Source organism: Curtobacterium sp. VKM Ac-1395, assembly GCF_015350975.1.
Classification (GTDB): domain Bacteria; phylum Actinomycetota; class Actinomycetes; order Actinomycetales; family Microbacteriaceae; genus Curtobacterium.
In genome coordinates this window covers 68062-80741 of the sequence record NZ_JADKRX010000001.1, presented here as the reverse complement: position 1 = coordinate 80741, position 12680 = coordinate 68062, and the positions used below count along the sequence as shown (strand labels likewise).

General features: G+C 72.6%; 9 protein-coding genes. 5 read left to right on the top strand and 4 right to left on the bottom strand.

The genetic code is table 11. From position 1 onward, the window contains the following. Nucleotides 1–50 precede the first annotated feature (50 nt). The 3 genes from ITJ68_RS00430 (at nt 51) to ITJ68_RS00420 (ending at nt 3406) form a co-directional block, all read left to right on the top strand. A complete protein-coding gene (locus ITJ68_RS00430; RefSeq protein WP_194659405.1) occupies nt 51–860 on the top strand; it encodes an alpha/beta fold hydrolase in 810 nt (269 codons plus the stop codon). Nucleotides 861–909: 49 nt separating this feature from the next. Next, a complete protein-coding gene (locus tag ITJ68_RS00425) occupies nt 910–1782 on the top strand; it encodes a hypothetical protein (protein ID WP_194659404.1) in 873 nt (290 codons plus the stop codon). A gap of 148 nt (nt 1783–1930) precedes the next feature. Beyond that, nucleotides 1931–3406, top strand: a complete 1476-nt coding sequence (locus ITJ68_RS00420; protein ID WP_194659403.1) for an APC family permease — start codon at nt 1931–1933, stop codon at nt 3404–3406. A gap of 148 nt (nt 3407–3554) precedes the next feature. Here ITJ68_RS00420 and ITJ68_RS00415 read toward each other — a convergent pair whose 3' ends face one another. Next, complete coding sequence (locus ITJ68_RS00415) at nt 3555–4334, bottom strand: LysE/ArgO family amino acid transporter (RefSeq protein ID WP_194659402.1); 780 nt, start codon at nt 4332–4334, stop codon at nt 3555–3557. Nucleotides 4335–4402: 68 nt separating this feature from the next. On the opposite strand from ITJ68_RS00415, the gene ITJ68_RS00410 reads away from it, so the two are divergent. Beyond that, nucleotides 4403–5350: a LysR family transcriptional regulator ArgP gene (locus ITJ68_RS00410; RefSeq protein ID WP_194659401.1), complete on the top strand. Its 948-nt coding sequence runs from the start codon at nt 4403–4405 to the stop codon at nt 5348–5350. On the opposite strand, the gene ITJ68_RS00405 is transcribed toward ITJ68_RS00410, so the two are convergent. Next, nucleotides 5332–5877: a TetR/AcrR family transcriptional regulator gene (locus ITJ68_RS00405; RefSeq protein WP_194659400.1), complete on the bottom strand. Its 546-nt coding sequence runs from the start codon at nt 5875–5877 to the stop codon at nt 5332–5334. The genes ITJ68_RS00410 and ITJ68_RS00405 overlap by 19 nt on opposite strands. Nucleotides 5878–6012: 135 nt before the next feature. Here ITJ68_RS00405 and ITJ68_RS00400 point away from each other — a divergent pair, with 135 nt between their 5' ends. Further along, the gene (locus ITJ68_RS00400; protein WP_194659399.1) at nt 6013–7050 is read left to right on the top strand and encodes an aldo/keto reductase; all 1038 of its coding nucleotides are present in this window, start codon (nt 6013–6015) and stop codon (nt 7048–7050) included. A 24-nt stretch (nt 7051–7074) separates the two neighbouring features. Here ITJ68_RS00400 and ITJ68_RS00395 read toward each other — a convergent pair whose 3' ends face one another. Both ITJ68_RS00395 and ITJ68_RS00390 read right to left on the bottom strand, forming a co-directional pair. Continuing rightward, on the bottom strand, nt 7075–7854 hold the full coding sequence (locus ITJ68_RS00395) for an Fpg/Nei family DNA glycosylase (RefSeq protein ID WP_194659398.1): 780 nt from the start codon (nt 7852–7854) through the stop codon (nt 7075–7077). Beyond that, nucleotides 7847–12592: an ATP-dependent helicase gene (locus tag ITJ68_RS00390; protein ID WP_194659397.1), complete on the bottom strand. Its 4746-nt coding sequence runs from the start codon at nt 12590–12592 to the stop codon at nt 7847–7849. Before ITJ68_RS00390 ends, ITJ68_RS00395 begins: the two co-directional genes overlap by 8 nt. Between the last annotated feature and the right edge of the window lie 88 nt (nt 12593–12680).

The following is a 12680-nucleotide window of genomic DNA, read 5'->3' as shown; positions in this document are numbered from 1 at the left end:
GCCCAGTCGAGGGCCCGACGCAGCCTCGTCGACACACCTCGAAGGACCCCATGCACGCTCCCGTCGACCGAACGGTCACCTCCGCCGACGGCACACCCATCGCGGTGACCGAGGCAGGCAGCGGCCCCGCCGTCGTCGTGGCGGCCGGAGCCTTCGACCACCGCGGCACCCCGTACATCCAGGCCGTCTCCCGCGTCCTCGCAGAGCGGCACCGGGTCATCACGTACGACCGTCGTGGCCGGGGCGCGAGCGGCGACACCGACCCGTGGACGATCGAGCGCGAGTCCGACGACCTCCGTGCCGTCGTCGAGAGCGTCGACGGACCGGTCACCGGCCTCGGCGTCTGCGTCGGCGTGGGCGTGGTGCTGCACGGCATCGCGGCCGGCGTCCCCCTCGACGGCGCCCTGCTGTGGGAACCGCCGTACCGCGCGAGCGTCGACCCGCACGCCGAGGACGTCGTCTTCGCGGACACGCTCGACGAACACGTCGCGGCCGGTCGCCGTGGTGCCGCCGTGCGGGCGTTCCTGGCGCAGGTGCTCGGCATCCCGATGGGGCAGATCGCCGGCGTCCGCCTGAAGCCGGCGCTGTGGCGGGCCCTGCTCGTCGACGCGCACGTGCTCCCGCGGGACGTCCGCATGCTGAACGGCCTCGCGATCCCCGAGCGGGTGCTCTCCTCGGTCGGTGTCCCCGTGCTCGTCGCCTCGGGCACCGAGTCCCCGGACTGGATGGGCCCCGCTGCCCGTGCCGCGGCCGAGGCGATCCCGGGGTCCGACCACACCGTCGTCCCCGGGCAGGGCCACGTCCCCGACGCCGAGGCCCTCGCCGCCCTGCTCGACCGCGTCCGGACGGCGCAGCACTGACCCCGCGGCGGACGCCCACCACGGCCCACGGTGCTGCGAGGATGGACCTGTGAGCGCACCCCGACTCGGACTCCTCCTGGACGTCGACGGCCCCATCGCCAGTCCCGTCTCCCGCACCATCGCGATCCCCAGCATCATCGACGACCTCATCGCGCTCGCCGCCGAGGGGATCCCGGTCGTGTTCAACACCGGTCGGAGCGACGCCTTCATCCGCGAACAGGTCGTCGGCCCCCTGCTCGCCGGTGGCCTCGCCCCCGGCGGCCGCGTGCACGCCGTGTGCGAGAAGGGTGCCGTCTGGTGCTCGATCGGCCCGCAGTACGAGGACGGCATGGGCGACGTCACGGTCGCCGAGGACCTGGCGCTCCCGCGTGACTACGCCGACGAGATGCGCGAGCTGGTCCGCGACGAGTACGCCGACCTGGTGTTCTTCGACGAGACCAAGCGCGCGATGGTGTCGATCGAGCAGCGCGTCGAGGTCCCGAACGACGCCTACCTGGCACGACAGCCCGAGTTCGACGCGAAGGCGATGGCGGCGCTCGTGCGGCGCGGCCTCGGCGTGCGCCGACTCGACGACGTCCGCCCCGACGCGTCCGGCGCCGTGCAGTGGCGGATCGACCCGACGATCATCTCCACCGACGTCGAGTCCGACCGCAGCGGCAAGGACATGGGCGCCGAGCGCTCCCTCGAGCTCCTGGCCGAGGACGGCGAGCTCCCGCTGACGTGGCGCACGATGGGCGACTCCCGCAGCGACTACGCGATGGCCGACTGGCTGCACGCGAACGGCCACGACGTGGCCCACGTCGACGTCCGCCCGTCCGACGGGGTCCCGGCGACGCCGTACCCGGTCCTCACCGCTCCCGACGGCGTCATCCACGACCACGCCGGAGCCCGCTTCCTGACTGACTGGCGCCGGTCCGTCTGAGCCGGGCCGGGCCTCCCGTCCGGGTGCCGACGGCCACCGGCCGGACCGCGGCCACGCACGATCCCGTCCGTGTCACCTGTTTGCGCCCCGAGTTGGTACACCACTACGCTTCCCGGGTCCCACGCCAGCCGATGACGGGAACGACCCCATGGCATCCTTGCTCCGTACGAAGTCGATCGAGGCCTCGCTGGCCGACGCCGACGAACAGGGCCGCTCGCTCAAGCGCTCCCTGAAGACCTTCGACATCGCCGCGATGGGCATCGCCGTGGCGGTCGGTGCCGGCATCTTCTCGGTCGGTGCGAACGCCGCCGCGAACTTCGCCGGGCCCGGCGTCATCGTGTCGTTCCTGCTCGCCGCCGTCACGTGCGGCCTGGCGATCATGTGCTACGCCGAGTTCGCCTCGACGATCCCCGTCGCCGGATCGGCGTACACGTTCACGTACGCCACGATGGGCGAGCTGCTCGCGTGGATCGTGGGCTGGGACCTCATCCTCGAGACCCTGACGGCCAGCGCCGTGATCGCGAAGTACTGGGGCATCTACCTCAGCACCGCGTTCGACGTGTTCGGCATCACGCTCCCGAGCACCATCGCGATCGGCCCGGTCGCCTTCACCTGGGGCCCGGTGCTCATCGTCGGCGTCTTCACCGCGCTGCTCGCGTTCGGCACCCGCCTGTCCAGCCGCGTGTCCGCCGTGATCACCGTCATCAAGGTCGCGATCGTCCTCTTCGTCATCGTGGTCGGCGCCTTCTTCGTCAAGGCCGCGAACTTCACGCCCTTCATCCCCGCCGCCGAGCCCGCGAAGGGTGCCGAGGGCAGCGTCTGGACCCAGTCGCTCGTGTCGTTCGCCACCGGGTCCGAGCCCGCGCAGTACGGCGTCTTCGGGCTGCTCGCCGCCGCGTCGCTGGTGTTCTTCGCGTTCATCGGCTTCGACGTCGTCGCCACCAGCGCCGAGGAGACCGAGAACCCGCAGAAGACCCTGCCCCGCGGCATCTTCATCGGCCTCGGCATCGTGACGCTGCTCTACGTCGGCGTCAGCATCGTCATCACGGGCATGGTGTCGTACAAGCAGCTCGCGCAGGAGGACGCCCCGTCCCTGGCCTCGGCCTTCGACATCGTCGGACTGCCCTGGGCCGCCGGCATCATCGCCATCGGGTCGCTCATCGGCCTGACCACCGTCGTGATGGTGCTGCTCCTCGGTCTGTCCCGCATCGTCTTCTCGATGAGCCGCGACGGGCTGCTGCCCCGCTGGTTCTCGGTCACGAACCCGAAGACGCAGACGCCCGTCCGGGTACAGCTCATCGCCGGCATCGTGGTGGCGGTGCTCGCCGGGTTCACGCCGGTCGAGAAGCTCGAGGGCCTGATCAACATCGGCACGCTCTCGGCGTTCGTGCTCGTGTCGATCGGCATCATCGTGCTCCGGAAGTCGCGCCCGGACGCACCGCGGTCCTTCCGGGTGCCGTGGTCGCCCGTGATCCCGATCCTGTCCGCCGTGCTCTGCTTCTGGCTCATGCTCAACCTCGAGGTCGAGACCTGGCTGCGCTTCATCGTCTGGCTCGTCGTCGGCTTCGCGATCTACTTCGGGTACAGCCGCAGCCACAGCCGGGTGGGTCGCCGGGAGCAGTAGGGGCCGGCGGGCGTCGCAACACACCGGTGTTCGTCGTTCGAACCGCGATCTCCCGCGGCGCGAACGGCAGACACCGGTGTTTTGCACCCCCGGCATCCCACCGGCGCGGCCCGGCACGGCACGGCACGGCCCGGCGCGGCGCGCGCCGTCAGGCGCCGACGACCAGCAGCACGCCGAACACGAGCATGACGACGGCCACGCACCCGTCGAACACGCGCCAGGTCAGGGGCCGCGCGAACAGCGGTCGGAGCAGCCGTCCGCCGAACCCCAGTGCGCCGAACCACAGGCAGCTCGCGGCCACCGCGCCGGCCGTCCACCACCAGCGGTCGTCGACGCCCTGCTGGTTCGCCACGGACCCGAGGAACACCAGCGTGTCCAGGTAGACGTGCGGGTTCGCCCACGTGAAGACGAGCATGGTCAGCACCGCGGTGCGCATGACAGGGGCGGCGGGGATGGCCCGGTCGGTCCGGTCGGTCCGGTCGGTCTGGCCGGTCCGGCCTGGAGGCTCGGCCTGACCCCGCCCCGCCGTCTGCGGCGTCGACGTGCTCACGACGGTCGTCGCCGCCCTGTCCGCTCCCACCCCCACCACGGCGACCCCGTCGTCCTCGGCCGCGACCCGGATCGCATCGCCCGACGGGCGAAGCGCCCGCCGCGCCGCCAGCACCCCGTACGTCAGCAGGAACGCGGCCCCGACGTACCGGATCACGACGAGCGCCGCGGGGAACCGCTCCACCACGGCCCCGACGCCGAGCACCCCGGCCAGGATGAGCAGCGCATCCGACACCGCGCACACCAGCACCGCTGCCGCCACCACCCGGACGCGCGCGGTGACGGCCAACCGGAGCAGGTACGTGTTCTGCACGCCGATCGCGACGATGAGGGCGAGTCCGGTGCCGAGGCCGGAGAGCGCGGGGAGGAGGACGGTCACAGGCCGACCGTAGGAGATCCCGCGCGTTCAGAACAGCTCACGTTCCTGTCGCGCCGTAAGCTCTGCTCATGCTCCGCTTCCAGCGCGAACACCTCGAGACGCTCCTGACGGCCGTCGACCTCGGGACGTTCGACGCCGCGGCTCGCGCGCTGTCGATCACCCCGTCGGCGGTCTCGCAGCGGGTCAAGGCGATGGAGCAGCTCGTCGGACGAGTGCTGCTGCAGCGGACGACGCCGATCGTGCCGACGCCCGACGGAGCCGTCGTGCTGCGGCACGCCCGGCAGGTCCGCCTGCTCGACGAGGAGACGGCACGTGATCTCGGCGGAGCGGCGACGGACGACGGTGACCGCGTCCCGTCGATCCCGCTCGCGGTGAACGCCGACTCGCTCGGCACGTGGTTCCTCGACGCCCTGGCGATCGTCCGTCGTGACACCGAGGTGGTCTTCGACCTGCACCGCGAGGACCAGGACCGCACGGCCGAGCTCCTGCGCTCCGGCACGGTGATGGCGGCGGTCACGGCGGAGTCCGACCCCGTGCAGGGCTGCTCGTCGGTGCCGCTCGGCGTCGACCGCTACCGGGCGGTGGCCTCGCCCGCGTTCGTCGACCGGTACCTCGACGGCGCCGACTCCGAGCGGCGGATGCTGCAGCGCCTCGACCGGGTGCCGCTCGTGGACTACGACCACGACGACGACCTGCAGCAGGGCTTCCTGCGCCGGGTCGTCGGGCACGCTCCCCGGGGTCCTCGACACTTCGTCCCGACGTCGGCGGACTTCGCCCGCGCGGTGACGCTCGGCTTCGGGTGGGGGCTCCTGCCGGAGGCCCAGTGCCTGGACGCCCTGGAGCGGGGCGCCCTGGTCGAGCTCACGCCCGGGCGTCGGGCCGACGTCGCGCTGTGGTGGCAGCGGTGGAACCTGGCGTCCCCGCTGCTCGAACGGGTGACCGACGCGGTGCGGGCGACCGCGGCCGAGCGGCTGCACCCGCCGGTGTCCGGCGGACGTCAGGCGGTGGCGCGGTAGCGCAGGCCGTCCACGAGCAGGGCGACCATGCGCTGGCTCTGCTCCGGGCTGGGCGAGCCGTGGCACAGGTCCCCGACGGCGCGGAGGAGCTGCGGGGCGTCGACGTCGGCGCTGATGGTGCCGGCGGCCGCAGCGGCGTCGAGCAGCCGCGTCAGGGCGTCACCCAGTCGGCCGATGAAGTAGGCGGGCAGCGCCTCGAACGCGGGGTCGCCGGAGTGCAGTGCGGCGGCGAGGCCCCGCTTCGTCGCGACGAACTCGGTGAAGCGCTGGAGCCACAGCGCGAGGGCCGCGTCGGGTGCATGGGCAGCGGCCAGGTCGTCGGCCGCATCGGCACAGGCCTCGACCGCGTTCCGGAAGACCGCCACCACCAGGTCGGAGCGCTGCGGGAAGTGTCGGTAGAGCGTGCCGACACCGACACCGGCGCGATCGGCGATCACCTTCGCGGGGGCATCGACACCGTCGCTGGCGAACACGGCCTTCGCGGCGTCGGTCAGGGCGTCGAGGTTGCGGCGGGCGTCGGCGCGCATGGGGCTCCTGGTCGACGGGTCGGACAACGGGGTCTTGCACAAACGGAACAGCGTTCCGTATAGTTCCGGAAGGACGTTCCAGTTCGGCCCACGATACGGCACGGCGACTCGGGACGCCATCGACAGGAGGAACCCATGCAGTACCGCACCCTCGGCACGACCGGTGTCCAGGTCAGTCCCTTCGCCCTCGGAGCCATGATGCTCGGCACCGACGGCCGCATCGGCAACGGCGACGAACAGGACTCGATCCGCATCGTGCACCGCGCGCTCGACGCCGGCATCAACCTCATCGACACCGCTGACCGCTACTCACAGGGCGGGTCGGAGGAGCTCCTCGGCAAGGCACTCAAGGGCCGGCGCGACGACGTCGTCCTCGCCACGAAGTTCAACGGGGCGATGGGCGACGACCCGAACCGGCAGGGCAACTCGCGCCGGTGGATCATGCGTGCCGTCGAGGACTCCCTGCGCCGACTCCAGACGGACCACATCGACCTGTACCAAGCGCACCGACCGGACGACACGGTCGACCTCGAGGAGACGCTGTCCGCCCTCACCGACCTGGTCCGGAGCGGCAAGGTGCGGATGATCGGCACGTCGGACTTCCCCGCGGCGATGCAGGTCGAGGCACAGTGGACGTCGGAACGCCGGGGCCTGGAGCGCTTCCGCACGGAGCAGCCGACCTACTCGATCCTCAACCGCGGCATCGAGCGCGAGGTCCTGCCGGTCGCCCAGCGCCACGGCATGGGCACGCTCGTGTGGAGCCCGCTCGCCGGTGGGATGCTGACCGGGCGGTTCCGGAAGGGCCAGGACAGCGACCTGGCGCGCGTCGGCATGTTCCGCCACAACCAGGACGAGCGGCGCATCGACGCCGTCGAGCAGATCGTGGCGTTGTCCGAGGAGACCGGCATCCGGATGACCCACCTGGCCCTGGCGTTCGCGATCGCCCACCCGGGCGTCACGAGCGCACTGATCGGCCCGCGGTCGATGGAGCAGCTCGACGACCTGCTCGCCGGTGCCGACGTCGTGCTCTCCGACGAGGTGCTCGACCGCATCGACGCCATCGTCCCGCCGGGCACCGATGTCGGGCGGCTCGACCAGCAGTACGAGCCGCCGGTGATCAGGCGGGCGGAGCTCCGTCGTCGTCCCGTCGCGGACCGGCCCGCCGCCGTCTGATCCCGGCCGGAGTCGACGGAACCGTCAGGACTGGCAGCGCGGGCACCAGTAGGTGTCGCGGAGCGACAGGTCGGACTCGCCGAGCTCACCTCGGCGGATGGGCGTCCGACAGCGAAGGCAGGGCTTGCGGTCCCGACCGTAGACCCAGAAGCGGCGGCCGGGCCGGTCGACGCCCGTCGTCACGCGGGCGCTGCGGTCGCGGTTCGTCAGGATGAGCCGGTGCGCCAGGGCGATCATCCGCGTCGGGTCCTCGACCTCTCCGGCCGGGCGGGTGGGCAGGACGCCACGGAGGAAGCAGAGCTCGTTCCGGTAGACGTTGCCGAGGCCGGCGAACACCCGCTGGTCCAGCAGCGCGAGACCGATCGGTCGTGCGGGATCGGCGACCAGGTTCGCCTCGGCGACGGCGGGGTCCCAGTCGGGCCCGAGCAGGTCCGGTCCGAGGTGCCCGACGATCTCGGACTCCTGGTCGCGTGCCACGACCTCGAGCACCCCGAGGGTGAAGCCGACGGTCGAGACGTCCTCGGCGTCGAGCACGGCCCGGGCCTGGTGGGCCGGGCGGCGCCAGCGGTCGCCCGGCGCGTAGACGTCCCAGCGGCCCTCCATCTTCAGGTGGGAGTGCACGGTCAGGTCGCCGATCCGGTGCAGGATGTGCTTGCCCCGGGGGACGACCTCGTCCACGGTGCGGCCGACCAGGTCGAGCGTGGCGAACGCCGGCACGCGGAAGTCGCTGCGCGTCAGGACCTTGCCGGCCAGCGCCGTGTGCAGGCGGTGCGCGGCGCGGTAGACGGTGTCGCCCTCAGGCACGGAGTCGCACCCCCTGGGGTGTCGCGGTGAAGCCGGCAGCGCGCAGGGCGTCACCGAACGGGGACTCCAGCACGAAGACGCCGTTGACCCGTTCGACCGAGAGCTTGCCGAGCCCGGTCCGGACGGTCGTGGCGATGGAGGTCGCGGCCGCGGTGAGGTCGGCCGGGTCCTCGGTGAACGTCAGCACCGACTTGCCGCCGCGCTCGACGTAGACGCCGAGTTCGCCGTCGACGAGCACCACGAGCGCACCGGCCTTCCGCCCGGGTCGGTGCCCGCGCGCCGTCTTCGCGACCGGTTCAGCGGAAGCGCGAGGAACGGCGACGGCGGCACCGGCGGCAGGCTCGGTGCCGTCGGGGTCCGCCGTGTCCCCGTCCGTCGGCCACGGCAGCGACGCCCCGTACGGGTTCGCCGGGTCGGTCGCCGCCAGGGTGATGACCTCACGCACCCGGTCGGGGTTCGCCCGCTCGTCCTCGTCGAGGTCCCTGGCGTAGGTGCGCAGGCGGTCGATCGTGGGGCTGGTCGCGAACTGCGCCGCTCCGAGCCCCTCGATGAAGTACCCGCGGCGCGCTCGACCCGACTCCTCGAACCGTGCCAGGACCCGGTACACGCCGGCGAAGCCGCCCCGGACGCCCTCGACCTGCACGGCGCCGCGGGTGACCACGCCGTACCGCTCGAGCAGCTGCTCCGCCGTGGCTGCCGCACGCACGGTGGCGTCGGCCTCGGCGAGCGGCAGCAACGACCAGCGGCCGCCCACGCTCGGCGGTCCGGACTGCGTCGGCAGGGTCGGACGACGACGTCCGCGGTAGGCCCGGGTGCGCGGCGCGGTGGTGCTCTTGGCGCGTCCGCCGAGCATCGCCCGCAGCGGCGCAAAGGTGTCGTTCGTGATCTGTCCGCCCCAGACCAGGTCCCAGAGCGCCGTCGTCAGGGCCTGGTCGTCGGTGCTGCCGACGGCCTGCCCGAGCTGCCGGAAGAAGTACGCGCCGCCACCGGCCAGGGCGCCGAGCACGTCGCGCTGCAGCTCGGTGGTCTCGTCGCCCGAGGGCTCGGCGAGCGTCGTCGCGGCGGTGTCGGCCAGGTGCAGCCGGACCCAGCCGTCGTTGCCGGGCAGCGTGCCACCCCCGGACCACAGGACCTCGCCGGTGGCGGTGAGCTCGTCGAGCATGCTCGGCGCGTAGTCGGACACCCGGACAGGCAGGACGAGCGACTCCCACGCGCTGGCGGGCAGGGCGACCCCGGCGAGCTGGTCGATGACCTGGAGCACGCCGTCGATCCCGTGCAGACCACCGCGGGTGCCGGGCGTCCGGACGTGCTGCCACGCGGGCAGGAACCGGGCGAGGGTGTCCGAGGAGACCGGTTCGACCTCGTGTCGGAGCGCTGCGAGCGACCGCGTGCGGATCCGTCGCAGCACCTCGGCGTCGCACCACTCGGCGCCCTGGCGGTCCGGGCGGAACTCGCCCTCGACCAGGCGACGGTCGGCGACCAGACGACGCAGGGTGTCCTGCACGACGGCGATGCCGAGCCCGAGGCGCGAGGCGGCGTCCTGCGCGGCGAACGGCCCGTGCGACCGGGCGTAGCGGCCGACCAGGTCGCCGAGCGGGTCGGCGACGGGCTCGATGAACGCGGTGGGGACGCCGATCGGCAGCGGGACCCCGAGGGCGTCGCGGAGCCGGGCGGCGTCCTCGATCACGGCCCAGCGGGTGGCTCCGGCGTGGGAGAACGACAGGACCCGGCGGTCGCGTTCGAGTGCCTCGAGCGTGGTGCGGAGGGTGTCCCGAGCCGCCGGACGATCGGAGTCGGTGGCGAGCCAGCTCCGGTCGACCGCCTCGTCGAGGTCGATCGCACCGACCAGGCGCAGGACGTCGACCAGGCCTTCGGTGTCCCGTGCGCGGCGGTCCGGCGAGAGTCGCTGCAGGTCCTGCTCGGTCGACGCGATCACGGCCGGGTCGAGCAGTTCACGGAGCTCCGCGCGACCGAGCAGCTCGCTGAGGAGCGTCGAGTCGAGCGAGAGCGCCGCGGCCCGGCGCTCGGCCAGCGGGGAGTCGCCCTCGTACATGAAGGCGGCGACGTACCCGAACAGCAGCGAGCGGGCGAAGGGGGACGGCGTCGCGGTCTCGCTCTCGACGAGCCGGATGCCGCGCCGGGCGATCTCGTCCGCGATGCCGAGCAGCGCCGGCACGTCGTAGACGTCCTGCAGGACCTCGCGCACGGTCTCGAGCACGATCGGGAAGGTCGGGTACTTCTGGGCGACCTCGAGCAGCTGGGACGCCCGCTGCCGCTGCTGCCACAGCGGGGAGCGTCGGCCGGGGTCGCGGCGGGGGAGCAGCAGCGCGCGGGCGGCGCACTCACGGAACCGGGCGGCGAACAGCGCCGACCCGCCGACCTCGTCCGTGACCACGGCCTCGAGGTCGTCCCGCTCGAAGACGAACAGGTCGGCCCCAGGGGGTTCGGCGTCGGTCTCGGGGATGCGCACCACGATGCCGTCGTCCGCGGCCATCGCGTCGCCGTCGATGCCATGCCGTTCGCGGAGTCGTGCGGCCACGGCGAGGGCCCACGGCGCGTGGACCTGCATGCCGTACGGGGAGTGCAGGATCAGGCGCCAGTCGCCGAGCTCGTCGCGGAAGCGCTCGACCACGAGCGTGGTGTCGTTCGGCACGTGTCCGGTGGCTGCCCGCTGCTCGCGCAGGAAGGTCAGCAGGTTCGTCACGGCACGCTCGTCGAGCCCGCCGGCGGAGACCCGGGCACGGGCATCGGCGTCGGAGGCGGACTCGACCTCCCTGATGTAGGCGCCGGTCGCGCGCCCGAGCTCGGCGGGACGCCCGATGCCGTCGCCCTTCCAGAACGGCACCCGGCCGGGCTGCCCGAACGCCGGGCTGACGATGACGCGGTCGTGCGTGATCTCCTCGATGCGCCAGCTGGTGGCACCGAGCGCGAAGACGTCGCCCACGCGGGACTCGTAGACCATCTCCTCGTCGAGCTCGCCGACGCGGGACGCCCGTTCGCCGACCATGAACACGCCGAACATGCCGCGGTCGGGGATCGTGCCACCGCTCGTCACGGCCAGGCGTTGTGCACCGGGACGTCCGGTGAGCGTGCCGTGGACGCGGTCCCAGACCAGGCGCGGACGGAGCTCGGCGAACTCGTCGCTCGGGTACCGCCCGGTGATCAGGTCGAGCGTGGCGTCGAACGCCGAGCGGGGCAGGCCGCTGAACGGCGCACTGCGGCGCACGAGCTCGAACCAGTGCTCGACGTCGAGGGTGTCGACGGCACCGGCGGCGACGGTGTGCTGCGCCAGGACGTCGAGGGGGTTCGCGGGCACCGAGATCGACTCGATCTGCCCGGACACCATGCGCTCGACCGTGACGGCGCTGTGCACGAGGTCGGCGCGGTGCTTCGGGAAGAGGACTCCTCGGGAGATCTCCCCGACCTGGTGCCCGGCGCGGCCGACGCGCTGCAGGCCGCTGGCGACCGACGGCGGGGCCTCGACCTGCACGACCAGGTCGACCTCGCCCATGTCGATGCCGAGCTCGAGCGAACTCGTCGCGACCACGCACCGCAGGCGGCCCGACTTCAGGTCGTCCTCGATGATGGCGCGCTGGTCCTTGGACACGGAGCCGTGGTGGGCCCTGGCGAGGACGGGCACGGCGCCGGCGGTCTGGCCGGACGAGCCGATCATCTCCGCTGGCGGCCGGGTCTGCTGCGGCACGGGGGCGTGGGCCGATGCCCGCCCCGGTGACTGCGCCCGCCCACCCGGCAGCCCGACGTCGTCGGGTGACGCCCCGGCGGGGACCAGGACGCCGTCACCCGCGGCGGCCACCACGCGTTCCTCGTGGATCTCGTTCAGCCGGGCGGTCAAGCGCTCGGCCAACCGCCGCGAGTTCGCGAACACGATCGTCGACCGGTGCTCCTCGATCAGGTCGACCACGCGTTCTTCCACGTGGGGCCAGATCGACCCGTTCGACGGCGCGTCCGAGGAGTCCGAGCCGACGGGCGGCGACCCGAGCTCGGACATGTCGTCGACCGGCACGACCACACGCAGGTCGAAGGTCTTCTGTGCCGGCGGGGCGATGATCTCGACCGGAGCGCGGCCGCCGAGGAACCGGGCGACCTCTTCCGCCGGACGAACGGTGGCGGACAGCCCGATGCGCTGCACCGGCTTGTCGAGCAGGTCGTCGAGCCGTTCGAGCGAGACGGCCAGGTGCGCCCCGCGCTTGGAGGACGCGACGGCGTGGACCTCGTCGACGATGACGGTGTCGACGTTCAGCAGGGTCTCCCGCGCCTTCGACGTCAGCATCAGGTAGAGCGACTCGGGCGTGGTGATGAGGATGTCCGGCGGCAGCCGCAGCAGCTTCTGTCGGTCGGACGACGGGGTGTCACCGCTCCGGACGCCGACCGTGACGTCCGGCGGTTCGAGTCCGAGCCGGCGAGCCGTCTGCGTGATGCCGACGAGCGGGCTGCGGAGGTTCCGCTCGACGTCGACGCCGAGGGCCTTCAGCGGCGAGATGTAGAGCACCCGCGTGCGCTGCTTCGGCTCGGGGTGGTCCGTGGAGCTGATGAGGCGGTCGATCGACCACAGGAACGATGCGAGCGTCTTGCCGGAGCCGGTCGGGGCGACGACGAGCGCGTGCCGGCCGGTCGAGATGGCGTCCCACGCACCGGACTGTGCCGCGGTCGGTGCGCTGAACGCACCGCGGAACCACGCAGCGGTGGCGGGGGAGAAGCGCTCGAGGACGTCCGTCATGGTCCGTCCCATCCTGCCCGCCGCCACCGACAAGACCCCGACAAGGAGCCGACGAGCACCAGACAGACCAGACGCTTGACAGAGCGAT